Origin of the sequence: Marivita hallyeonensis, assembly GCF_900129875.1 — a bacterium.
In the GTDB taxonomy this organism is placed as follows: Bacteria; Pseudomonadota; Alphaproteobacteria; order Rhodobacterales; family Rhodobacteraceae; genus Marivita; species Marivita hallyeonensis.
The window spans coordinates 266989-290933 of the sequence record NZ_FQXC01000004.1 but is presented as its reverse complement, the minus strand read 5'-3'; the positions used below and the strand labels follow the sequence as shown (position 1 = coordinate 290933).

General features: G+C 61.1%; 24 protein-coding genes. 4 read left to right on the top strand and 20 right to left on the bottom strand.

Translation table 11 applies throughout. The features are described 5' to 3' along the window. Positions 1–74: 74 nt before the first annotated feature. Positions 75–1274 carry an aminotransferase class V-fold PLP-dependent enzyme gene (locus tag BUA42_RS14315; protein WP_072778901.1) on the top strand — a complete coding sequence of 400 codons (1200 nt, stop codon included), beginning with the start codon at positions 75–77 and terminating at the stop codon, positions 1272–1274. 73 nt (positions 1275–1347) lie between these two features. On the opposite strand, the gene BUA42_RS14310 is transcribed toward BUA42_RS14315, so the two are convergent. The 9 genes from BUA42_RS14310 to BUA42_RS14270 all read right to left on the bottom strand — a co-directional run bounded on the left by BUA42_RS14310 (position 1348) and on the right by BUA42_RS14270 (position 9777). Continuing rightward, on the bottom strand, positions 1348–1614 hold the full coding sequence (locus BUA42_RS14310) for a hypothetical protein (RefSeq protein WP_072778900.1): 267 nt from the start codon (positions 1612–1614) through the stop codon (positions 1348–1350). 97 nt (positions 1615–1711) lie between these two features. Continuing rightward, on the bottom strand, positions 1712–3169 hold the full coding sequence (gene purF, locus BUA42_RS14305; protein WP_072778899.1) for an amidophosphoribosyltransferase: 1458 nt from the start codon (positions 3167–3169) through the stop codon (positions 1712–1714). 133 nt (positions 3170–3302) lie between these two features. After that, entirely contained in the window at positions 3303–3875 is a 573-nt protein-coding gene (locus BUA42_RS14300) for a CvpA family protein (RefSeq protein WP_072778898.1), read from the bottom strand. A 31-nt stretch (positions 3876–3906) separates the two neighbouring features. Then, complete coding sequence (gene radA / locus BUA42_RS14295; protein WP_072778897.1) at positions 3907–5274, bottom strand: DNA repair protein RadA; 1368 nt, start codon at positions 5272–5274, stop codon at positions 3907–3909. 57 nt (positions 5275–5331) lie between these two features. Beyond that, positions 5332–6135 carry a DNA repair protein gene (locus BUA42_RS14290; protein ID WP_245819021.1) on the bottom strand — a complete coding sequence of 268 codons (804 nt, stop codon included), beginning with the start codon at positions 6133–6135 and terminating at the stop codon, positions 5332–5334. A gap of 197 nt (positions 6136–6332) precedes the next feature. Next, a complete protein-coding gene (locus tag BUA42_RS14285) occupies positions 6333–6773 on the bottom strand; it encodes a paraquat-inducible protein A (RefSeq protein WP_072778895.1) in 441 nt (146 codons plus the stop codon). Between the two features lie 3 nt (positions 6774–6776). Continuing rightward, positions 6777–7190 carry a hypothetical protein gene (locus BUA42_RS14280; protein ID WP_072778894.1) on the bottom strand — a complete coding sequence of 138 codons (414 nt, stop codon included), beginning with the start codon at positions 7188–7190 and terminating at the stop codon, positions 6777–6779. Then, positions 7177–8214, bottom strand: coding sequence for an alanine racemase (gene alr, locus BUA42_RS14275; RefSeq protein ID WP_072778892.1), 1038 nt, complete (start codon positions 8212–8214; stop codon positions 7177–7179). The genes BUA42_RS14280 and alr overlap by 14 nt, the downstream gene beginning before the upstream one ends. Positions 8215–8286: 72 nt before the next feature. Then, positions 8287–9777: a replicative DNA helicase gene (locus BUA42_RS14270; RefSeq protein ID WP_072779338.1), complete on the bottom strand. Its 1491-nt coding sequence runs from the start codon at positions 9775–9777 to the stop codon at positions 8287–8289. A gap of 242 nt (positions 9778–10019) precedes the next feature. Between BUA42_RS14270 and BUA42_RS14265 the strand changes: the two genes are divergently transcribed. After that, positions 10020–10760 carry a vWA domain-containing protein gene (locus BUA42_RS14265; protein WP_072778891.1) on the top strand — a complete coding sequence of 247 codons (741 nt, stop codon included), beginning with the start codon at positions 10020–10022 and terminating at the stop codon, positions 10758–10760. On the opposite strand, the gene BUA42_RS14260 is transcribed toward BUA42_RS14265, so the two are convergent. From BUA42_RS14260 to BUA42_RS14220, 9 genes are all read right to left on the bottom strand, one after another. Then, the gene (locus BUA42_RS14260) at positions 10723–11397 is read right to left on the bottom strand and encodes an orotate phosphoribosyltransferase (RefSeq protein ID WP_072778889.1); all 675 of its coding nucleotides are present in this window, start codon (positions 11395–11397) and stop codon (positions 10723–10725) included. The genes BUA42_RS14265 and BUA42_RS14260 overlap by 38 nt on opposite strands. Positions 11398–11457: 60 nt before the next feature. After that, entirely contained in the window at positions 11458–11928 is a 471-nt protein-coding gene (locus tag BUA42_RS14255) for a hypothetical protein (RefSeq protein ID WP_072778888.1), read from the bottom strand. 201 nt (positions 11929–12129) lie between these two features. Continuing rightward, entirely contained in the window at positions 12130–13179 is a 1050-nt protein-coding gene (locus tag BUA42_RS14250) for a PucR family transcriptional regulator (protein WP_072778886.1), read from the bottom strand. Beyond that, a complete protein-coding gene (locus BUA42_RS14245; protein WP_084066240.1) occupies positions 13176–14615 on the bottom strand; it encodes a PucC family protein in 1440 nt (479 codons plus the stop codon). Before BUA42_RS14245 ends, BUA42_RS14250 begins: the two co-directional genes overlap by 4 nt. Positions 14616–14717: 102 nt before the next feature. Then, positions 14718–15038 (bottom strand): light-harvesting protein, encoded by a 321-nt coding sequence (locus BUA42_RS14240; protein WP_072778884.1) that lies wholly within the window; start codon positions 15036–15038, stop codon positions 14718–14720. Between the two features lie 12 nt (positions 15039–15050). Next, positions 15051–15209, bottom strand: coding sequence for a light-harvesting antenna LH1, beta subunit (pufB, locus tag BUA42_RS14235; RefSeq protein WP_072778883.1), 159 nt, complete (start codon positions 15207–15209; stop codon positions 15051–15053). Positions 15210–15596: 387 nt separating this feature from the next. Next, positions 15597–16640 (bottom strand): dihydroorotase, encoded by a 1044-nt coding sequence (pyrC, locus tag BUA42_RS14230; protein WP_072778878.1) that lies wholly within the window; start codon positions 16638–16640, stop codon positions 15597–15599. A gap of 32 nt (positions 16641–16672) precedes the next feature. Beyond that, on the bottom strand, positions 16673–17620 hold the full coding sequence (locus BUA42_RS14225) for a phosphoadenosine phosphosulfate reductase (RefSeq protein WP_143152706.1): 948 nt from the start codon (positions 17618–17620) through the stop codon (positions 16673–16675). Between the two features lie 110 nt (positions 17621–17730). Continuing rightward, positions 17731–18789, bottom strand: a complete 1059-nt coding sequence (locus BUA42_RS14220; protein ID WP_072778876.1) for a glycosyltransferase family 2 protein — start codon at positions 18787–18789, stop codon at positions 17731–17733. Between the two features lie 144 nt (positions 18790–18933). On the opposite strand from BUA42_RS14220, the gene BUA42_RS14215 reads away from it, so the two are divergent. Continuing rightward, entirely contained in the window at positions 18934–19842 is a 909-nt protein-coding gene (locus tag BUA42_RS14215) for an AAA family ATPase (protein WP_072778871.1), read from the top strand. 61 nt (positions 19843–19903) lie between these two features. After that, positions 19904–21154: a vWA domain-containing protein gene (locus tag BUA42_RS14210; RefSeq protein ID WP_072778870.1), complete on the top strand. Its 1251-nt coding sequence runs from the start codon at positions 19904–19906 to the stop codon at positions 21152–21154. A 51-nt stretch (positions 21155–21205) separates the two neighbouring features. Here the strand turns inward: BUA42_RS14210 and BUA42_RS14205 are convergent, their stop codons facing one another. After that, positions 21206–21622, bottom strand: coding sequence for a VOC family protein (locus BUA42_RS14205; protein ID WP_072778869.1), 417 nt, complete (start codon positions 21620–21622; stop codon positions 21206–21208). Positions 21623–21688: 66 nt separating this feature from the next. Further along, on the bottom strand, positions 21689–23848 hold the full coding sequence (gene purL / locus BUA42_RS14200) for a phosphoribosylformylglycinamidine synthase subunit PurL (RefSeq protein ID WP_072778868.1): 2160 nt from the start codon (positions 23846–23848) through the stop codon (positions 21689–21691). Positions 23849–23945 lie beyond the last annotated feature (97 nt).

The following is a 23945-nucleotide window of genomic DNA, read 5'->3' as shown; positions in this document are numbered from 1 at the left end:
TTGCGTGGCGCGACCGGCTTGACCCGGGTCGGATCGCGGGGTTTTGTGCGTCGCAAAGACGAGGGAGGGGGTCCATGCTGGATATCGAATTTGTGCGCGCGCAGTTTCCGGCGTTTTCAGAGCCGTCTTTACTGGGGCAGGCGTTCTTCGAGAACGCGGGCGGGTCCTATACCTGCGCCCCGGTCATCGATCGTCTGACCCGGTTCTACCGGGAGCGAAAGGTGCAGCCCTACGGCCCGTATGACGCGTCGCGGCTGGGTGGCGAAGAGATGGACGAGGCGCGCGCGCGGTTGGCGCAGCTTCTTGGCGTTGATACCAATGAGGTCAGTTTCGGTCCGTCCACAACGCAGAACACATACGTTTTGGCGCAGGCGTTCCGAAAATTCCTGTCGCCCGGGGAGGCGATCATCGTCACCAACCAGGATCACGAGGCGAATTCCGGACCGTGGCGGCGGCTGGCCGACGAGGGGATCGAGGTGCGGGAATGGACGGTCGATCCGGACATCGGGCATCTTGATACGGATGAGCTTGAAAACCTGCTGGATGAGCGCGTGCGCTTGGTGTGTTTCCCGCACTGTTCGAACGTGGTGGGAGAGATCAATCCGGTGCTTGAGATCACCTCGCTCTGCCATGCCGCAGGCGCGTTCGTGTGTGTCGACGGTGTGAGCTACGCGCCGCACGGGTTTGTTGATGTCGGGCAGTTGGGTCCGGATATCTACCTGTTTTCGAGCTACAAGACCTATGGCCCGCATCAGGGCGTGATGGTCATTCGCCGCGCGCTTGGGGAAATGCTGCCGAACCAGGGGCATTATTTCAACGCAGGCAGCCTTTACAAACGGTTCACGCCTGCGGGACCGGATCACGCGCAGGTGGCGGCTTGCGCGGGCATGGTGGATTACATCGATAGCGTGGCGGCGCATCACGGTGTCGGCGCGTCACAGGTACACGATCTGATGCGCGGACATGAAGTGCAGTTGTTACAGCCGCTGCTCGACGCGGTGAAGGACCGCAATTCGGTGCGGCTCATCGGCCCCTCCGAGGCCTGCTTGCGAGCACCGACCGTGGCGCTGGCCCTGAACCGGCCCGGCGAAGAGGTGGCAGCGGACCTGGCGGCGCGCGGCATCATGTGCGGTGGCGGGGACTTCTACGCGGTGCGTGCGCTGGAGGCGATGGGCGTCGATGCGGACAAGGGTGTGCTGCGGCTGAGTTTCGTGCATTACACGTCCGAGGCGGAGGTCACCAAGCTGATCGATGCGCTCGACGCGGTGCTGTAGGGGGCGCTGCCCCCGTCCGCCTTCAGCGGACGCCCCCTAGGTATTTGGGAAACAGAGAAGCAGGCGGTGTCCTTCAGGACGATGGTGCGGGCATTTCGAGCCATTCGGTATCGCCATTACCGGTCAGTGCGACGCGGCCTTCTTCGATGGCGATCACCGTCTTGCCATTCACGCTGTCTCCGCGCGATACGGATTTGGTTCTGCCGTTGCGGAGTTTCAGGAGCGCTTGCGGATCCGCGCTTGAGCCGAAGGTGCCCAGCAGCAATAGGCCGCGGCCAAGATCGTTGGTGGATTGCGTCGCATTTCGCGCAACCAGGGACGAGGTTTCAGTCTGTGCCATGAGAGTCGTTTATGCCATATCCATCGCGTGCCAGATGGGGCCCTGCGCGCCGGATGAAAAGGCGTGATCTGCGGATGCGCGGGATTGTGCCGTGACGTTACTCGGCGGCCTTCATCTGAAAGCCCTTCTCAAGCATGTCGGAAGGTTCCACCGGGTATTCGCCCGAGAAACAGGCATCGCAATATTGCGGCGATTTGGGGTCCCGACCCGAGGCTTCGCCTACCGCACGGTAGAGGCCATCAAGTGAGATGAACTTGAGGCTGTCAACGCCAAGATGCTCGCGCATTTCGTCCTCGGACATGGTCGCGGCCAAAAGCTTTTCACGCTGCGGCGTGTCCACGCCGTAGAAGCAGGGCCATGCCGTCGGGGGAGACGCGATGCGGAAATGCACCTCGGCCGCGCCGGCGTCGAGGATCATCTCCTTGATCTTGCGGCTGGTGGTACCGCGAACGACGCTGTCGTCCACCAGAACCACGCGTTTGCCCTTGATCAGCGCCCGGTTGACGTTGAGCTTGAGGCGGACGCCCATGTTGCGGATTTGCTCAGTCGGTTCGATGAAGGTGCGTCCCATATACTGGTTGCGGATGATGCCCATACCGTAGGGAATGCCCGACTCGTGCGCGTACCCGATGGCCGCAGGGGTGCCGCTGTCGGGGACCGGGCAGACGAGGTCGGCCTCGATCGGGGTTTCGCGGGCCAGTTCCACACCGATCTGGCGGCGGGTCTCATAGACAGAACGGTCGCCAATGATGCTGTCGGGGCGCGAGAAATAGACGTGTTCGAAGATGCAGAACCGGGATTTTTGCGGGCGGAAGGGGCGGATGGATTCGACACCGTGTTCGGCGGTGATGACGACCATCTCACCAGGATCGATCTCGCGCACGTATTCCGCGCCAATGATATCGAGCGCGCAGGTTTCGGATGACAGCGCCCAGCCGTCGCCCAGCTTGCCCAGGACGAGGGGACGGACCCCCAGCGGGTCGCGGACCCCGATGAGCTTCGTGCGGGTCATGGCCACCACCGAGAACGCACCTTCGACGCGGCGCAGCGCGTCTTCCATGCGTTCGGGGATGTTGCGCTGGAGCGAGCGCGCCATCAGGTGGATGATGCATTCGCTGTCTGACGAGGACTGGAAGATCGAACCGCGCTCGATCAATTCGCGTCGCAGGGCGTCGGCATTCGTGATGTTGCCGTTATGGGCGATTGCCGCGCCGCCCATGGAGAATTCGCCGAAGAACGGTTGCACGTCACGGATCTGCGTCTGGCCCTTCGAGCCGGCGGTCGAATAGCGCACATGGCCGATGGCCAGCGGGCCGGGCAGCGTTTCCATCAGCTTCTGGCTGGTGAAGTTGTCGCGCACGTAACCGAAGCGGCGGGCGTTGTTGAAGCCGTGATCGGGATGGTGCGAAACGATGCCGCCGGCCTCTTGCCCGCGGTGCTGCAGGGCGTGCAAACCAAGAGCCACGAAGTTCGCAGCATCGGTGACGCCGATGACGCCGAAAATACCGCATTCCTCTTTCAGTTTGTCGTCGTCAAACGGATGGGCGGGAGGCATCTGGGTGTCGGACAAATCGGGACTCCGAATCCGTGGCAGCAGAGATTGTCCCCCTCATAAGCGCCACGGCGCCGACTGTCACGAAAGGATCATGAAACCGCGACATTGCCGTGCAGGCAAAGCGGTGTTTCGATCACGCGTCGTCGCCGGCAGGCGCTTCGCAGACGCTCACGAGAGCTTCGTATTGTGCGGTGATCCAGCCAAGGGCCTGTTCGGGGTTCTGATCCTCGATCTGGCCGGTCATGCGCCCAAACACCACCGCAGAGCGGCTGTCGTTGATCATGGCGATGTCCTGCGCGGTGATGACGACCTCATAGACAAAGAAGCCGACCGCGACGAGGAGGACGCCCCGCGCCACGCCGAAGAGGAAGCCCAAAGCCTGATCCAGACCGCCGAGGGCCGAACGTTGCACCAGCGTCGAAAAGAGCGGTGTGAAAAAGGACATGATCACAAGGGCGATGGTGAACACGGCTGCGAACCCGCCAATGACACTGAGTTCGCAGCTGCCGGTCATGAATTCGCCGAGGACCGGGATTTCCGTCATCAACGGACGCAGCTGCGGGCCGAACATGAAGCCGAGGATCGCCGCCGCGACCCAGCCGAGGATCGCCATGCCTTCGCGCACGAGGCCACGGGAATAGGCCAAAAGGGCCGACAGAACGATGATGGCGGCGACCACCCCGTCGATAATGGTAAAACCTTCCATCCGTCACTGCCCTTCTATTGCCTGTCGTGCCTTACCCGGCTCCGAAGACATCCCCTACAAAGCTTGCCAACGCGTCAATCTCGGTGGCTTTAATTCCGCCGGTCGGCACTGATTTGCCACCCTTTGGTACAATCGCGGCGGTAAAACCAAGTTTTTGCGCCTCTTTCAACCGATTTTCGGTCTGACCCACCGGGCGAAGTGCTCCGGACAGGCTGATTTCGCCGAAGACCACCGTTTCCGGCGGCAGAGCAACGTCTTCGCGCGCGCTGAGAAGGGCAGCCGCGACGGCGAGGTCGGCCGCGGGTTCGCTCACTTTCATGCCGCCTGCGACATTCAGATAGACGTCCAGCCCGGCGAAGGGGATGCCACAGCGCGCTTCGAGCACGGCAAGTATCATCGCCAGCCGCCCGCCGTCCCATCCGACGACGCTGCGGCGCGGCTGGCTATGCGGTGTCGGCGCGACGAGAGCCTGAAACTCGACCAGCACCGGGCGGGTGCCTTCGATGCCCGCAAACACCGCCGATCCCGGCGTCGGGTCGCCGCGTTCGGAAAGAAACAGCGCCGAGGGGTTCGCCACTTCCGCGAGGCCAGTGCCCGTCATTTCGAACACGCCGATCTCGTCAGCAGGACCGAAACGATTCTTCACCGCGCGTAGGATGCGAAACTGGTGTCCGCGCTCGCCCTCGAAATACAGGACTGTATCGACCATGTGCTCGACAACCCGTGGTCCGGCGATCTGGCCGTCCTTGGTCACATGGCCTACCAGGATCACGGATGTGCCCCGTCGTTTGGCAAAGCTGGTCAGCTCATGCGCCGCGGCGCGCACCTGGGCCACGCTGCCGGGGGCCGAGGTCACATTGTCCACCCACATGGTCTGGATCGAGTCGATGACCGCAAGATCGGGCTTTTCGGCTTCCAGAGTGGTCAGGATATCGCGCAGGTTTGTTTCCGTAGCGAGTTTCACCGGCGCGTCCCGAAGGCCAAGGCGCGCGGCGCGCATCCTGACCTGAGCGCTGGCCTCTTCGCCGGAGATGTAGACCACCTTCAGCCCGGACTGGGCAAAGGCGGCGGCGGCTTGCAAAAGCAGCGTCGATTTGCCGATCCCCGGATCGCCACCGACAAGCAGGGCGGACGCCGGAACAAGCCCGCCGCCCAAAACCCGGTCGAGTTCGGCAAGATGAGACGTGGTGCGCGGTGGCGGCGCTTCGGTCCCGGACAGCGCGCTTAGCGCGAGTGCACGGCCTTTGGTGGCCCCTAGCGATTTCGCTGAGGGTCCGGCCGACAGCGGGGCTTCTTCAACGATGGAATTCCATTCCCCACACGCATCGCACCGCCCTGACCATTTGGTCGTGCTGTTGCCGCAGGATTGGCAAACAAAGGAAGTCGTCGGTTTAGCCATGCCGCCGCTTTTGGAGCAAGGGGGCAGGGCCTGCAAGCCACAGGATCGGACGGTGTGTTATTCGGCGGCGCGCCGCGCCAGAAGGGCAACGATGCGATTGCCGTCCTTGTCGGTGAAATCAGGGGCCTCGTCCCAATCGTTCGTGGTCGCTTGCGCGTCATGTGGCGCTTTTCGGGGTGGGATAAGCGGTGCGTCCTCGCTGCTGTGCAGTTCGGGAAGGATGTCCGCAAGCTCTTCGTTCAAGCGGGTCAATTGCGCTTGTGCCACCGATTCTTCGAGCTCGATTTTGTCCACCCAGACGCGCATTTCTGCTGCAGTAGCCTTTGCGGCATCAAGGCGGTCGTTGAAATCTTCGATTTCCTGCTGGCGTTGGATGAGGAAGTCGCGGGCGCGGTTGACGCTGCTGTCCGAGTAAGTCTTCGCCAGGTCTTTGGACACGTGGCTCATCTGGCTGGCGACTTCGAGTACGGAGGGCTCCAATTCCGCCAGATCCGGGTGATCGCGCAGATAAGCGATGCGTTCGCGGACCGAATCAAATTCGGAGCGCATCTTGAACACGCCTTCGCGATCGGCCGCATGCGACAGACGATAGGCACGGGCCACGTCCTCCATCGCGATCTGGAACCGGCGGTGTGAGTTCTCGAGCGCCATGATCCGGGCGTTGGACGGCAGGAAAAAGCAGATGCCCAGCAATAGCGCAGTGACACCGATCTGTACCACCGGTCCGGCCTGTGGATAGATCATACCCCCAAATGTTGCGGTCATCTCTAGCCACGGCGCGTGACCCATCGCGCAAGCAATTGTGTAGGCGAGAGACCCAAGCCCAAGCGTGGCAACACACGCGAACATCAATCGTTGCATCAGCCACGACGTGGCGAACGCGAACGAACGCACAGCCCCAATCATTTTAACCCCCAGAAACCATCATACTAGTTGGCAACATCGGCAAGTTTATGCCGAAGCGCCGCAACGACATACTGTTTTTTAACGATTTTTTGGACTGTTAGCGGATTTGTGAACAATGGGGCGCGGAAAACGAAACTGTTTCGTCTTTTGGATCAATCCCGCGTTTGGCCCATTTCAGCAAGGCTGATCAGCAGTGAGGCAAGGATGCAGGCGGTGAAAAGATACAGGCCCCAGGCGGTCTCGATACGGCCAATCCCAATGCCTTTCACGATCGTGATGTAGAGTGCGATGAGAAAGATATCCGCCATGGCCAGTTTGCCCAAAACGCTCAGCACCGGCAGGGCCGTGCGCTTGAGAAAATCGAACTGAACCAAGGCCAGTCCGATGGTCTTCACGTATGGCGCGAAGAGCGCAAACACGGTGACAATCAGCGCCAGAAGGATATCGGTTGACCACAAGGCTTGAAGACCTGTCAGCACGCTGATCTCACTCAAACCGAATAGTGGCAGCAGCCCCGCACGCATCAAGGGCGCTGCCCAGGACACCGGGTACAGGACAAGAAGCGCGAGGTTGATCCATTTCAACCAAGCCATTCTTTACACCCGCGTGATCGCCCAGAGGCCAACAAAGGCGAGGACACCCAGCAGGTGAAGAAGATCGATCCATCGCCAGCGCCTTTGCTGAAACAGAAAGCAGAGTGCAAATACTCCGGAGGTCGCAAGAGGCAAGGCCGCGCCGCCGCCGGTTGCCAGAAGGCGTGCGGCATCCCCGTAGAACGGCACGCTCTGCAAGTTCAGGGCAGGGGCGAAGGTCGTGAAGATGGCGACGGCGCATATCGTCAATGTCAAGAAGGCCGGAAGCCTCGCTGCGCCGCGGCCGACGATCAGACGGAGCAGAGCAAGAAGCGCCAAGACCTCGAAGTAAACCAAGCGTTGGACAAAGATGAGTGCCAGCAGCACGGGGGAGGGTTCGAAAAAGCTCATTTCCCCGCCCGGATCATCCGCCGACATACGTGCGGGCGTAGCGGTGTCCCAGGGACGTCAGAATTTCGTACCCGATCGTTCCGGCTGCGTCTGCCACTGTGTCGACAGACTGATGTTGGCCCAAAAGCTCTACCGTGTCGGGCAAGTCCTTCACCGGGCCGACATCCACGCCGATCAGGTCCATGGAAATGCGGCCGACGATCTTGCAGCGGGTTTCATTGGCCCAGACATGCGCTTTCGGGCCCATCGCGCGGATGATGCCGTCAGCGTACCCTGCGGAAATCGTTGCGATCCGGCTGGGCACGCGCGCCACCCAACTGTTTCCGTAGCCCACGGACTCGCCTGGGTTGACCTCGCGGACCTGAATGACGGGGATCGACAGCGACGCAACAGGTTGCGCATCGACGAATGGCAGGCCGCCATAAAGCCCGATGCCGGGGCGCGTCATGTCAAAGTGGTAGTGTTCTCCCAGGAGTGTTCCACCAGTGGCGGAAAGGGATCGCTGAGCCTTGATCCCATCAGTCATCTGCAGGAAGTTCTGCAATTGAAATTCGTTCATGCCGTGCGTCGGTTCATCCGCACAGGCGAGATGGCTCATGACAAGAAAGGGGTTCTGGCTCAGTGCAATCTCGCGCAACGCCGCCCATTCGCCCGCCTCCATACCGAGACGGTTCATCCCGGTGTCGAGTTGGATGCCGAACGGATGGCCGGGCAGGGACTCCACGTGGCGCAGCATCTGGTCGATGGAATTGATCATCGGAGTCAGATTGGCGTCACGGATCAGGGGCGCGTCACCTTCCATGTGACCCCCGAAGATACCGATGGTCGGACCGTCACCAAGCGACTCGCGAACGAGTACGCCTTCTTCGGCTTGCGCCACAAAGAACGTCCGTGCGCCAGCCTTGGCCAGGGCCTTGGACACGCGGTCCGCGCCCAGACCATAAGCATCGGCCTTGACCACGGCCGCGGTTTCGGCAGCGTTCATTGCGGCCAGAGCGCGCCAGTTCGCGCGGATCGCGCCAAGGTCGATTGTCAGTTGAGCCTGTGCCATGCGCGGGTGTTTGGCAGGTCTGGGCGGTGGGTCAAGACGGAAATGTGCTGTACCTCGCCGACGATGGCTACATCACATGTCTTCCGCGCCCTGCTGCCACGGTTTGATCAGGTTGCCAAAGCGGGTGAAGCGACCCTCGAAGCTCAGCTCGACCGTGCCAATGGGCCCGTGGCGTTGTTTGCCGATGATGACCTCGGCTTTGCCGTGGAGGCGTTCCATCTCTTCCTGCCACGCGGCCATTTTTTCGAGGTCGTGATCGCCGGGTTTTTCCCGCTCTTTATAATACTCCTCGCGGAACACGAACATCACGACATCCGCGTCCTGTTCAATGGAACCGGATTCGCGCAGGTCCGAGAGCTGCGGGCGCTTGTCCTCGCGGCTTTCCACCTGACGCGACAGCTGGGACAGGGCGATGACCGGGATATCGAGTTCCTTCGCGATGGCTTTCAGGCCTTGGGTGATCTCCGACACCTCGTTCACGCGGCTGTCTTTGGCCGATGCCGGGCGCACAAGCTGGAGATAATCCACGATCAGAACGTCCAACCCATGCGTCCGTTTCAACCGACGGGCCCGTGCGGCCAACTGGCTGATCGGCAGGGCCGGTGTGTCGTCGATGTAGAGCGGACAGGCTTCGAGCGATTTCGCGGCGTCCACGAAGCGGCGGAACTCGGCTTCGGTCATGTCGCCGCGGCGGATCTGTTCCGACGGCACTTCGGCCGCTTCTGACAGAATCCGCGCGGCCAACTGCTCGGCGCTCATTTCGAGGGAATAGAAGCCAACGACACCGCCTTCGACCGTGCCTTCAGTCCCATCGGGCCGGGTGCCTTTGCGGTAGGCTTTGGCGATGTTGAAAGCGACGTTGGTGGCGAGGGAGGTTTTGCCCATGGACGGACGTCCGGCAAGGATCAGCAGGTCGGACTTATGCAGACCACCCAGCTTGCGATCCATATCCATGAGGCCAGTAGAGATGCCGGCCAGACCACCCTCGCGCTGATAGGCGGCGTTGGCGACATTAACTGCGTCCGTTACCGCCTTGAGGAAGCTTTGAAATCCGCTTTCGCTACGGCCCTGCTCGGCGAGCTTGTAAAGCGCCTGTTCGGCCTCTACGATCTGTTCGCGTGGTTCGGACGCGACATCCACCTTGGCAGCCTTGGAGCTGATATCCCGGCCAAGGCCGATAAGGTCGCGGCGCACGGCGAGGTCGTAGATCATCTGCGCGTAGTCGCGGACTGCGAATGAGCTGATAGCGGCACCCGCCAGCCGGGCAAGGTAGGCCGGTCCACCCAGTTCCTTCAAGCCCTCGTCATCTTCCATGAACGCTTTGAGCGTGACGGGCGAGGCGAGGTTGTTCTTGGCGATGCGCGCTGCGGCGATGTCGAAGATTCGCGCGTGAACGGGATCATAGAAATGCTGCGGCCCGATGATCGACGCGACACGGTCGAAGACGTCGTTGTTGGTCAGAATCGCGCCCAGAAGCTGCTGCTCTGCCTCGATTGAATGGGGCATTGTTTCGGGGTTCTGGATCTCTGCGCCCGTCGGATTGAATGCAGTGATTTCGTTCATTTCGTTACCCCCGTTGATCCCGGGCCTTGCGTAGCGATGCGTCGCTGGAAGCGCAAAATGTATATCCTGTGGAAAAGCTGTGAGCGTCTGCTGAGGGTGCATCTTGCGCTGCGAAGACGCCATTCGTCAACATATTGTGGAATGGGCGCTTCGCTGTGACACAAGAGACACGCAGCAAGTCGCCAGTGCGTGGTTTGAGAATTCGTTTACAGACGACACAGGCGCGTGCGAAGCTGACCTGCATGTGGGCGACGTCAAAAACTGCGAAATCGATTCTGAGTGGCGTCACGGCTCTTGGTGTGGCGATCACGCCGGTCGCAGCGCAGGAGACCTGCACCCGCGACGCGATGGTGGTGTTCGATGGGTCGGGATCGATGGCCGAGATGGGGTTCAACCTGATGGACGAACCGCGCATTTTCGACGCGCGCCGCGCCGTGCGCACTGTCATGCCCCAGGTTGCGCCGGTACGGCGGATGGGTCTTGTGACTTACGGGTTCGGGCGGCAGGAAAGCTGTTCCAGTGTTGTTGTGCGCTTCCCTCCAGAACCGGATGCGGCTGACCGGATCATTGCCGAGATCGACCGTCTTCATCCGGCGGGCGAGACCCCGCTGACCGAAGCCATTGCCGAAGCGGCGCGGGTGCTGGATTACGAACACAAGCCCGGAGAAATCGTGCTTGTCACCGATGGCAAGGAAACCTGCGGCGGGTCGCCTTGCCAATTGGCGGCAGACCTTGCGGCGGGGGCGGATCTGACCGTCCATGTGATCGGATTTCGTGTGCGGGGCGAACACTTCAACTGGCCGGACCAGCCGCAAAACATGATGATCGAACCTGTCGCCCGGTGCCTCGCGGATCGCACCGGGGGGATGTATGTGCACACCGAAACGCTGGACGATCTGATCGGCGCGTTGCGTCAGACCCTTGGGTGTCAGGTGCTCAGCGAGGTTACGCCCGCGCGTCCTGCCAGGCTCGGGGCGCTTTGAGGAACGTTTCGACCTCGGTCAAAGTGTCCTCGTCAAACGCTGCTTGCGCGCGTGCCTCGGCCAGAACATCCCACCACGTGCAGAGGTGATGCAGTGTCACCCCATGATCGCCAAGGGTCTTTTCGGTTTCGGGGAAGATATCGTAATAGAAGATCACCGCCGTGTGGCTGCAGGTCGCGCCGGTGTCCCGGATCGCGTCGACGAAGCTGAGTTTCGATCCACCGTCGGTTGTCAGATCTTCCACGAGCAACACACGCTCGCCTTCGGACATGGCGCCTTCGATGCGGGCGTTGCGGCCGTAGCCCTTGGGTTTCTTGCGCACATAGGTCATGGGCAAGGCCATGCGTTCCGCGACCAGTGCCGCAAAGGGGATGCCTGCCGTCTCACCACCGGCGATATTGTCGAACGCTTCGAACCCGGCGTCGCGCATGACGGTCACCGTCAGGAAATCCATCAGCGTTGAACGGATGCGCGGAAAGGAGATCAGTTTGCGGCAGTCGATATAGGTGGGCGAAGGCTTGCCGGACGCGAGGATGAACGGATCGTCCGGCCGAAAGTTCACCGCGCCAATTTCAAGCAGCATCCGGGCTGTCAGGCGGGCGATTTCGTCTTTTGGCGGATAGGATGTCGGGATCATGGCGCGCCTCCTGAAACGGTGTGAGGCCGCATTACGCCATCCTGCGCGCAGTTTGAAGTGTCAGCAGCGCGAATACATGTGTGCCCAGAACGCCCGATTGCCCATCGGGTCCCACACGTGTGATTCAGCGAGGTAGATCCCACCCAGATGATACGCGACGCGTTCCCCTTGTGCCGGGCAGTGCCATGTCTGGGCCTCTCCGCTTTGCCACTGCACATGATGCACCAGCTCGTGCAGCAGAACTTCACGCCAGAGCGGGTTTTCGGTCGGATCTTCGAAATGCTCCGATTCATCGAACCCTGCGGCGGCACGCAAGTAGATCGTCCCGTATGCGCCATCGGTCGCCGCGTAGAGCGCGTTCAGCCGCTCATCAACGCCATCTTCTGGCATGAGATGCGCAACACCGGTGTAATACTCGGTGGTCAGCTCTTCGGGGGTCAGTTGCAGCACCACGGGGTGTGGCAGGTCTTCGGTGACATAGTCGCTGTGATCCGCAATCCAATCGAGCAGCGCGTCGATCAATATCTCCATCGGGAGGCCCTCTCGCTCTGATCCTCCCGAGATCAGAATAGGGCTTATACGACCAAAGTCGTAGAGATTGTCGCAGCTGCTGCGCAGCAGACACAGGGTTGCGCGCCTTTTGGGCGGTTTCGACGCCGTGTGACGTATGGAACGGCACAGGCCAGCCGAGCGTGTCAGCCTGGGTGGTCTATGTGTGTCATTGGTTCGTGGTCAGCGACGCTTGATCGTCGGCATGCCGAGCCATTTGGAGAAGGAAAACCCTTGTCCGCCGTCGGATTTTCGCGTCTCGGACCGGCGGATCACCAACGGCAGAATGGCATCGGCCATGCGCGCATGGCGCGGGATGATCGATTTGGTGACCGGCTTGCGGCGGCTGATCAACGGGATCAGCAGGTTTGCCATTCGCGCGTGGCGGGGGAAGGCGAATTTGTCATATGGCTTCCGGTCGCTCAGCAGGGGGATCGGAAAATTCGCCATATGCGGGTGGCCGGGAACAATGGCGTTGGTGCCCGTTTCGCCGTCGATCAGATGCGGGAAGGGCCAATTTGCCATGCGCATGTGGCGCGGAAAGGCGAATTTGTCGTATGGCTTTCGTTTGCTGATCAGCGGGATCGGAAAGTTTGCCATCCGCGCGTGCCGTGGAAAGGCGAACTTGTCGTAAGGCTTCCGTTTGCTGATCAGAGGGATCGGAAAGTTTGCCATTCGCGCGTGGCGTGGAAAGGCGAAGGCGTCGGATGGTTTGCGTTTGCTGATCAGAGGGATTGGGAAATTAGCCATTCGGGCATGACGGGGAAACGCAAAGGCGTCGGCCGGCTTGCGGCGGCTGATGAGCGGGATCGGCCAGTCGGCCATATGGTAGGTCTTGCTTTTGCTGCTGCGCATCCGCGACAGCATGTAAGGATGCTCGGTCAGGACGCTCAGACTGCGTTTCCGTTCGTCTTTGAAGAACACGGATTCGTCCAGAGATCCCATGTCGGCAGCGCCGCCTTCATCTGCGACGCGACGGGTGATCTTGGCTACGCCGAGCGGTTTGTACCCAGCGCGGACCAAAAGGATCGCGCCACCTTTGGTCATCCTGTCCTGGTACGCCTGCGCGGTATCGGGCAGGACGTTCGCCGCGATCAGCCGATCGGCCAGCCCATCGGCGTTGTCGTAGATACTGATGATCCTCGGAGAGACCTGGTGGTCATAAATCAAGTCATGCTCAACAGATCGCGCGTGATCCGCGTTTTCGAAATACCTCGTGATGATCGTTGTCATGGGGCCTCCACTGGGCTGGATTGCGCGTTGGGTGCGGATCGCGTCGTGTTTGAATGGGTGCTGCGGGTGACGAGCGGAAGGGTGATCAGAACGGCCAGGGCGAGGAAGACCATTTCTATTGAGAACACGGCCAGATAGGGCGTTTCGACCGCCAACCCACCTTCAGGGCGCAGGGCGATGATAAGATCGCGGACCCATCCGGCCAGCGCCATGCCGACACCGGCCGCGGTCGCCTGAACACTGCCCCACGCACCAAGCGCGAGGCCGACATTGTCTTTCGGTGCGGCGCGCATCGTAGCGGTGAGGGTCGAATGACCGAACAGTCCGGCACCGATGCCGATCATCAAGGTGCCGGCTAGAAAGGCTGTGGTGCCGCCGCCATAGGCCGAGAAGATGATGCTGACAAAACCGGGTATGCCGATCAGCGCACCGCTGAGCGACAGGGCCGATGGCGGAGTGCCTCGGCCAAGGACGCGCGATGCGACGCCGAAGCCAAGAAGCGTACCACCGGCAAGAAGGGCAGTGAGTTTTGTCGTGCTGGCCACCGACAGGCCAAGCGCTTCACCCCCGTAGGGTTCCAGAAGCACATCGGCCATGCCGAAGCCGAAGGTTCCCAAGCCGATAACAAGCAACAGCCGGAGCATTCCCCGGTGTTCCATCAGTTTGGCCCATGCATCGCCGAAGGCGATGTCCGGCGCAGCTTCCATCGCGCGGGCGCGCACCCGGTCGCGCGCTTCCTGTTTCCACATGGCGATGAAGTTAAGTGCGACGGTCACGACGGCGGCGCCCTGGATCACCTGGATCAGGCGGCCGGGCGAGTAGTTTTCAAGAAGCATCCCGAAAACGATCGCGCTGACCACCATGCCGAAAAGAAGCATGACATACATCAGGCCCACGACCTTGGGCTGGTCCGCCTCTTTCACAAGGTCGGTTGCCAGAGCCAAACCGACGGTTTGGACAATATGCACACCCGCACCGACCAACAGAAAGGCCAGCGCGGCAGAACTGTAGCCCACCCATCTCGGGGCGTCGTAGGACTCGCCGTAGCCCGACAGGACGAGCAGCGCGAAAGGCATGATGGCAAAACCGCCGAACTGGTACAGCGTGCCTTTCCAGATGTAAGGCAGGCGGCGCAAACCGAGCGCGGATTTGTAAGTGTCGGATTTGAAACCGATCAGCGCGCGGAACGGGGCAAAGACGATGGGCAAGGCCAGCATCGAACCGACAAGGCCCGCCGGGACCGCGAGTTCGACAATCATCACACGGTTCAACGTGCCTACAAGAAGCACCAGCGCCATGCCGACGGTGACCTGAAACAGCGCCAGACGCAGGAGGCGGGACAGCGGCACGTTCTTGCTTGCCACATCGGCAAATGGGAAATAGCGCGGACCAACGGTCGCGATGCGGTGCAGAACGATGCGGCGGAAGTCGAGCATTCGGGTCACCTTATCAGGGGTCACCGAGCACCCAGCGACGGGGCTCAATCGGAAAAAGGAAAACGCAGGCCCGACTCGAAACGACTGGGCCTGCGAAAAGCGTTATAACTCTGGCTGCAAGGGTGGCGCTTGAATGAGCGCCGTCGTCGATCTGCCATCCGGAAGGATGATCGTCACTTCGAGGCTTCCATCCGCGCGTTCCACGGCGTAGCTCGCCTTGGCCGTGTTGGCCTCGGGCGCAATCCGTGCTGCGGCTTCCATGTCGCCTGAGCCAAGTTCCTGACCTGAGAGGAAATCGGACACCCAGGACGTGTTGCTGAGAACGGCCACGTGTACTGCGAACGAGCCAACGGCAACGGCACCCAGGAAGACCGGAACACCCACTGCGGGGGGGACGACCAACCACATTTTTGCGTTATTCATGGTGGGCCTCCGTTATCCGAGCCAGGGTGTGGCAGCGGCGACGAGAAAATGCGCCACAAGAGCGATGGCACCAAATACTCGGGTGCCGTCGATGAGATAGCTGTGAACTTCCTCAGCTTCCTTCAGGGTCAGACCGGTGGGCCAAACCTTGTCTTCGTCATCAGTAACCATGGGTGGATCCTCCTCAGGATGATTGCAATTGGTCACGGAGCGCTGAAATGGGGGACCCGTTGGCTGAACCAGGCCCAAGACCTCCGGCGAGCGCTCCAACAACCACCGGCGTCCAGATTCTAATTTCTATGCGAAATATTGTCACATTAATCTGACACAATCAAATGTAAGCTTTAGTTTACACTATTCGTTTTGCAGGTGAACTGCCGTATTCGCGGTCTTTTTCAAGTAAAAGCAATGAGTTGATTGCGGTTCGCGTTTGGAAAGCACACTGAAACAATGGCGCGCGGCCGCTTAGGTAGCGTGCGGCCGCACGTCAAAACCCGGCCAAAGCGCCAGTTTCATCCATCGCAGGCGTAAGAGTTGGAGCGCTGAGACCCCGTCAGGTCAGTCGGTTTCGACCCACCAGTGCAGCGGCATTTGTGGGTCGAAGACGGTGACCGGGCCGTCTGTCGTCTCGATCTGAGGGGGATAGGCGACCGGGTCTCCCTTGGTCAGGGTGATCTGGCCGTCATTCACCGGCAGTCTGTAGAATTTCGGGCCATTCAGAGATGTGAAGGCCTCAAGATGGTGCAGCGCGTCTTCCTGCTCGAACACTTCGGCGAGGATCGACAGGGTGTTGGTTGCGGTGAAACATCCGGCGCAGCCGCAGGGCAAAAGCTTGTTCGCATCCGTGTGCGGCGCGCTATCGGTGCCAAGAAAGAAGCTCGGGTCGCCGCTCGTTGCCGCTTTGCGCAAAGCGAGCCGGTGTTCTTCGCGCTTGGCGACCGGCAGACAGTAATAGTGCGGTTTGATTCCACCGGCGAGGATATGGTTGCGATTGATGACGAGGTGATGCGTGGTGATCGTCGCGCCAAGGTCGGGACCACTCTCTGACGCGTATTCCACGCCTTGCATGGTCGTGATGTGCTCCATAACGACACGCAAGCCCGGTGTCCCACGACGGATCGGATCGAGCACACGTTCAATGAACACGGCTTCCCGATCGAAGATGTCGATATCGCTGTCCGTCACTTCGCCATGCACGCAGAGCGGGCAGCCGATTTCGGCCATCCGTTCCAACACCGGCCGCACCTTGTCGAAGTCACGCACGCCGCTCGCAGAATTGGTTGTCGCGCCAGCGGGATAAAGCTTCACCGCTGTCACAAGCCCGTCTTTATGCGCCGCTTCCAGATCGTCCGGATCGGTGTCTTCGGTTAGGTAGAGCGTCATCAGCGGGTCAAAGGTCGACCCGGCGGGCAGGGCGTTCAGAATCCGGTCGCGATACGCGGCAGCATCACGCCCTGTAACCACCGGCGGCACGAGGTTGGGCATGATGATGGCGCGGGCGAAGTGGCGGGCTGTCTCAGGCGCTACAGCGCGCAGCATATCGCCGTCGCGCAAATGAAGGTGCCAGTCGTCGGGGGTGCGAAGCGTGATCGTCTTGGTCATATCGCGGGCGTAGCACGCGCCGCTGATTGAGACTAGGCCTCAGCCGCCTCATCGTGTGTGCGGGCCTGACGCATGGCCTTGAGTTTGCGCCGGTAGCGCGGCGCGCCCCATTTCTCGCAGATATAGGCGCAAACGGCTTCGGCGAGGCAATGACGTCCCTGTGCCTCGACCTTGCTGAACAGCTTCTTGCAGTAGGCGACATGGTCGCGCCGCCTGCGATAAAGCGCGGCGAAGACTTCATCATCCAGAGTTCCTGCAGCGGCGCTTTGCACCAGCGGCGACAGAACACCCATCAGGTCGAAATGGGCCTGCATACCGCCGCCAAGATGGCGCGCGCGAAAGCGTTTCGTGCCGTTGCGTTCGAACAGCGCCGCGTGCATGGCATCCAGCGGCTCTTGCGGGTCATAGACCACGTAGGCCGCTTTCGAGGCTTCCAGCATGTCGGGCGCATAGCCGTAACGGTCCGTGAAATCGAGCCGCCGCATGTCTGTGAACCGGTCGTCCCACTCGGTCACCCGCGGGTCGAGAGTGGCCTGCGGTTCAAGCGCGATCACGGTCGCGCCCGGCGCGGCCACCGAAAACGCACAGGCCGCGTAGCCGCATGGTCCGGCACCGTAGAAGATCACTTGGTCGAAATCCTCAAAGAAATCGTCATCGGTCATCTGGTCGAAAAATCCGAAAATCCCGGGATCGCGGAACCATGTGTCGCGATTGCTGATGACCGACAAACAGGACCAGCCTTTTTCGCGTGCAAGATCAAATCCGATGGGGCGTGCCGTTTCGGACAGGGCCTGAATGGCGGGCAGGGTTTCGAAGGTGACGAGAAGCGTGTCTCCGTCTTCGATGAAGACCGCGTTGTGATCGCGCCCGAGCGGTTCGAAAAACCCGTAGGAGTCGCCATGTGCTTTCATCGCCTGCAACCACTGGACGGGGCGCAAATCGGTCAAAGTTATGGAAAACGGATCCGATGTATCCTGCATGATCGACATGTCCTCGTAACTCTACGCCCGGTTTCAGGTCATTTGTTGAACGCAAAGCTAGAGTTGGATTTAGGCATAATTTAGCCAAAATACAGTGAACTCTATGAAGATTACGTGCCCGTCACCCGCGATGCGTCGCGCGATCTTTGTGCCGCCCGCGTCAATCGGGCTGCGTCCTGCTTCGACAGTGCGCGCGAGGGCTGTGCCATCAGCAGGCGACCGTAGAGATCGCGGAACCGATCCTGCCGCAAAAGCTCTTCGAGCTTTGCCTTGCGCCAGTCAACGGCCTTGGCGTGAAGCTCTGCCACAACCGGGTCAGCTGCAAAGGCGTCCCGAAAGGGTTGCGCGCGGTGCCAGAGATCGGCAGCTGAGCGGTCTTCGTCAGTGTTCAGGTTGCGTTCGACCCAGTAGTCCAGTCCCAGGCTGTCCGCGCTGTGGACCGCCCGCCCGCGATCCGATTTGAGGACATAGCTTTCGATCGACCCCAGCGGATAGTGGTTCAACTGGACCAGCTTGTTATTGTTTTGCGTGTAGTCCGAAAAGAGCCGACCCGTGGCCATTTCCGACCCAAGGCGGCGACCCTCTCCATCGTACCAGCGCGCGTTTGGTAGCCTGTCCTCGACCGGGTTGCGCGGCCGGTGGACACCGAGCGCACGATAGGTTTTGTCGTTTCGGTACAGAGTCTTGAACATGGCCAGACGCCAGGGCCATCCGACGGTGCGCGGCGCGGCACGGGTGAATTGCACCGGAACGGGATCATCGACGTACTCCACGACGCCACAGTTTCCGAACACACGCCATGTCAGGGTGATGGCCGTCGCCTCGGGCAGCGCGTGGATCAGGTCGGGAAGGGTGCCGTCGCCGGCATGGACCGTCACGAATTCGTCGATATCCAGCGTCAAAAGCCAATCTGCCTTGCGCACGGCCTCGGCCTTGTTCGCCAGTTTCAGCCCAGAGAACTGAATGCCGCCTTTGCCATAAGGCGGAGCGTTTCGGATATGGGTCAGGCACCCCAGTTCTGCGAGGCGGTCCAGCAGGTCGTCCGTGCCGTCAGCGCACTCGTTCGACACGACAACAAAATCCGTCACTCCAACGCTTCGGTGCCAGGCCAGCCAATCCAGAAGAAACGCCGCTTCGTTGCGGACACAGAGAACGACGGTGATTTTCACGAAAGCGCTTCCAGGGTTCAGGTCGTTGCGCGCACAGTGTCAGGCGGGCCCGCAGCCGTCAAATCGCCCGTGATCCTGCGACTATGGGGCTATTGACCTCGCTGGCCCGCACGGGCAGCAACGTCGGAACAAGGAGCACGCCCCATGCAAACCCCAGACAGTATCGACGCCGTTCAATCCATGCTGGCAGAGACCGGCTATGTCTGCGGCCGCGCGCTTGCCACGGTGGTGTTCCTGTCGCTGAAGCTGGGCCGACCACTTTTCCTTGAAGGCGAAGCGGGTGTGGGAAAGACCGAGATCGCCAAGGCGCTGGCGGCATCGCTGGGGCGCAAGTTGATCCGGCTGCAATGCTACGAGGGTCTGGATGCCTCTAGCGCAGTCTACGAATGGAATTTCCCGGCACAGATGATCGCCATCCGCACTGCCGAGGCGGCGGGCAATGCCGACCGCGAGATGCTGCAGCGGGAACTCTTCGGCCCGGATTTCCTGGTCGAACGCCCCTTGCTCGAGGCCATGCGCCCCGACGCCAACGGTGCGCCCGTCCTGCTCATCGACGAGCTGGACCGCACCGATGAGCCGTTCGAAGCGTTTCTGCTTGAGGCGCTGTCGGATTTTCAGGTCACGATTCCAGAGATGGGCACCATCAAGGCCCCCGAGCCGCCGATCGTGATCCTGACCTCCAACCGCACGCGCGAAGTGCATGACGCGCTCAAGCGGCGCTGTCTTTACCATTGGGTCGATTACCCGCAATTCGACCGCGAAGTGGAAATCCTGCGCGCCCGCGCGCCAGAGGCGGCAGAGACGCTCAGCCGCGAGATCGTCGCCTTCGTTCAGCGGCTGCGCACCGAGGACATCTTCAAGAAACCGGGCGTGGCCGAAACCATCGACTGGGCCAAGTGCCTGCTGGCTTTGGACGTGATCGACCTATCGCCCGAAGTGATCTCCGACACATTGGGCGCGATCTTGAAGTACCAGGACGACATCCAGAAACTGCAAGGCTCCGAGGCCAAACGCCTGCTGGACGAGGCCAAGGCGTCGCTCGAACCGGCCTGATGCTTCTTCTTTTTACAAATATGCCGGAGGTCTGGAGGCAGAGCCTCCAGTCGGCCATGTAATGGCCGAATACATCCCCCTCGAACTGCCGGATAATCCGCGTCTGGCGCAGAACATCATCCATTTCGCCCGCGCCCTGCGCCGGGCGGGTTTGCCCATCGGGCCGGGACGGGTGATCGACGCCATTCGCGCGGTCGAGGCCGCAGGCTTCACGGAGCGGATGGATTTTTTCTGGACGTTGCACGCCTGTTTCGTGAACCGGCCAGAGCACCGCGTGATCTTTGCACAGGTCTTCCGCCTGTATTGGCGCGATCCGCGTTACCTTGAGCACATGATGTCGATGATGCTGCCGGCCATTCGCGGCGTGCAGGAGGAGAAATCGGCAGCCTCCGGCGAAAAACGCGCGGCGCAGGCGCTTCTGGACGATCTTTTGCCCGAGGTGCCGGAAAACGAACAGTCCGAGGAAGGTACCGAGATCGAGGTCAAATCGACTCTGACCATGTCGGCCGAGGAAAAGCTCAGGACGCTCGACTTCGAACAGATGTCCACGGCCGAGATGGCAGAGGCCAAACGCATGCTGGCACGTTTGAAACTGCCTGTGAAACCCATCCCCTCACGGCGGGGCAAGGCGTCGGTGCTGGGGCGGCAGGCGGATTACCGGAGAACGCTGATGCGGTCGATGCGCTACGGCGGAGAAATCCGGTCAATCTCGCGCAAGACGCCTCGCTTGCGCTGGCCCAATCTGGTGGTCTTGTGCGACATTTCTGGGTCGATGAGCCAGTATTCCCGGATGGTGCTGCATTTCCTGCACGCGGTGGCGAACGAGAAAGGCGCGGGCTGGGCCAAAGTGCACGCCTTCACCTTCGGCACGCGGCTGACGAACATCACCCGGCACCTGGCCACCCGCGACGTGGACGCGGCTTTGAAGGCCGCGGGCGCGGAGGCACAGGATTGGGAAGGCGGCACCCGGATCGGTCAATGCCTGCACGCCTTCAATCGAGACTGGTCGCGCCGTGTCATGGGGCAGGGCGCGGTTGTGCTCTTGATCACTGACGGGCTCGACCGGGACGATGCCGGTGCGCTGGAAAAAGAGATGGAGCGCCTTCACCTGTCCTCGCGTCGCCTGATTTGGCTCAACCCGCTTTTGCGCTGGGACGGGTTTGCACCCAAGGCAACCGGGATCCGGGCGATGCTGCCCCATGTGGACAGCTTTCGCGCCGGGCATTCGATCCAGTCGCTCGAGGAATTGGCCGAGGCGATCTCGCGTCCAGATGATCTCGGGGAGAAGGCCAGATTGATGGCAACGCTCTGATCGGAGCGGCTTTCCGTTATCGGAACGCGCACTCTGCTATGACGCGGAGTGTTATCCGACCTGCTGGTGCACCTCGATGACATTGCCTTCGGGGTCCTGGAAAAACACCTGATGCCATTCCTTTGCGAAGGTCGTGCCGTAGTCGGAATAGGGTATCCCCTCGGCGTCGAGCACAGCCAGGAACGCGGCAAGGTCATCGGTGCGAAAGGCGATGTGGCCTTGATCGACGGGATTGATGACCTGCCCGTTTTTGAAGGCGACGGAAAAGTCGCGCTCTGCCAAATGCATCTGCATGCCGCCATCGGTGGCGAACCGGATCTTGCCGTCATAGCCCGCAGAAGCGCTCGCCTCGGTGCGCGGGAAGTTCTCCTGTGCGATGTTGTCCAGTCCCAGTACGCGTGTGTAGAAATCATGCATCGTATCAACGTCTTTCGAGACGTAATTGATGTGATGAAATTCAAGCTTCATTGGCTTTCTCCAACCCGCCAGACAGCAGTGCCCGCGGCCCCCATGCCCGTTTGGCAGCCCCGGCCATCAGGCGAAGTGACCGGCGAATGCGTTTTCATGCATCTCGGACAATGCCTCCAAAGACGCCTCGGAACCTCCGAGTTTGACCGTGTTGCCGGTGAAGCGACCCACGGATTTGATCGGCACGTCGGCCTGTCCGGCGGCGATAAACAGCGCCTCGGCCTGATCGAAATTGCAGGCGACAAGGTAGCGGGCCTGGTCTTCGCCGAAGAGCATTGCCTGATCGGTCTCGTCGATCTGGACACCAACGCCGGACGCGCAGGCCATTTCGAACGCGGCAAGCGCAAGACCGCCGTCGCTGAGATCCGTGCAGGCTTTGATCACATCGCGATTGGCGCGGATGAATTCACCATTGCGGCGTTCGGCCAGAAGATCGACCGCCGGGGCGTCGCCGTCTTCACGCTTGAACACCTCGGCAAGCAGTGCGGTTTGGCCGAGATGCCCCGCGGTGTCTCCGATGAGGAGGGCCATGTGGCCTTCTCGCGCCCGGCCGAGGATCGGTTCTTCGCCCGCCGCGATCAGGCCCACGGCACCGATGGTGGGGGTGGGCAGGATTCCCTGACCGTCGGTTTCGTTGTAGAGCGAGACGTTGCCGGAGACGATGGGCATGTCCAGCGTTTCGCAGGCCCGTCCGATCCCCTGAATCGCGCCGACGAACTGGCCCATGATCGCGGGCTTTTCGGGGTTGCCGAAATTGAGGTTGTCCGTGGTCGCCAGCGGCTTGGCGCCGACCGCGCAGAGGTTCCGATAGGCCTCGGCCACCGCCTGTTTGCCGCCTTCGATGGGATTGGCCTTGACGTAGCGCGGGGTCACGTCGGCGGTGAAGGCAAGCATCTTGTCGGTCCCGTGGACACGGATCACCCCGGCGCCCCAACCGGGGCCCTCCACTGTGTCGGCCATGACCATCGTGTCATATTGTTCGTAGACCCAGTTTCGGGCGCAATAGTTCGGGCTGCTGATCAGCGTTTTCAGCGCCTCGATGGGATCGACTGCAGACACAGGTTCCATCGGTGCGGGTGCTTCGGTCGGCACCCAGGGGCGGTCGTATTCCGGTGCGGAAGAACTGAGCTTCGATAGCGGCATGTCAGCCTTGGTCACGTTGTTGTGCATGATCAGGAAACGATCTTCCGCGATTGTTTCCCCAACGATGGCGAAGTCGAGGTCCCATTTGTCGAATACCGCGCGCGCCTCGGCCTCTTTGGCGGGGTCGAGCACCATGAGCATCCGCTCCTGTGACTCCGAGAGCATCATCTCGTAAGCAGTCATGTTCTCTTCGCGCTGCGGCACCTTTTCAAGGTCGAGCCGAATGCCAAGCCCACCCTTGTCGCCCATCTCGACTGCCGAACAGGTCAGTCCGGCTGCGCCCATGTCCTGGATCGAGATCACCGCGCCGGTTTGCATCAGCTCGAGGCACGCCTCCATCAGGCGCTTTTCGGTAAATGGATCGCCGACCTGAACCGTGGGGCGTTTTTCCTCGATGCTGTCGTCGAATTCCGCCGAAGCCATCGTCGCGCCGCCCACGCCGTCGCGGCCCGTCTTGGCTCCAAGGTAGACGACCGGGCGGCCCACGCCGCTGGCCGCCGAGTAGAAGATGCTGTCCGCGTCTGCGAGGCCCGCCGCGAATGCGTTCACAAGGCAGTTGCCGTTATAGGCGGGGTGAAAGCGCACTTCGCCACCCACCGTCGGCACGCCGAAGCAGTTGCCGTATCCGCCGATGCCCTCGACGACGCCATGCACCAGCTGACGCGTTTTCGGATGATCCTTTTCACCAAAGCTGAGCGCGTTCATCGCCGCGATTGGGCGGGCGCCCATGGTGAACACGTCGCGCAGGATGCCGCCGACGCCAGTCGCGGCACCTTGATAGGGCTCGATGTACGACGGGTGGTTGTGGCTTTCCATCTTGAAGACGACCGCTTGACCGTCGCCGATATCGACCACGCCAGCGTTTTCTCCGGGACCGCAGATCACTTGCGGACCGGTGGTCGGCAGGGTCTTGAGGTGGATCTTGGAGGATTTGTACGAGCAATGCTCGTTCCACATGGCCGAGAAAATCCCCAGCTCGGTGAAAGTTGGTTCACGACCCATGATGTTCAGGATTTCGGCGTATTCATCTGCGTTGATGCCGTGTGCGGCGATCAAGTCTTCGGTGATGGCTGGGTCTTGCATCGTGGGTCCCTGAGCTTGGCACGCGGTGTTTAGGACACCGTGACGCCGGGGGAAAGGCCTCGTGCCGCAGCTTTTGCGATTTGCCGGTCGCACACAC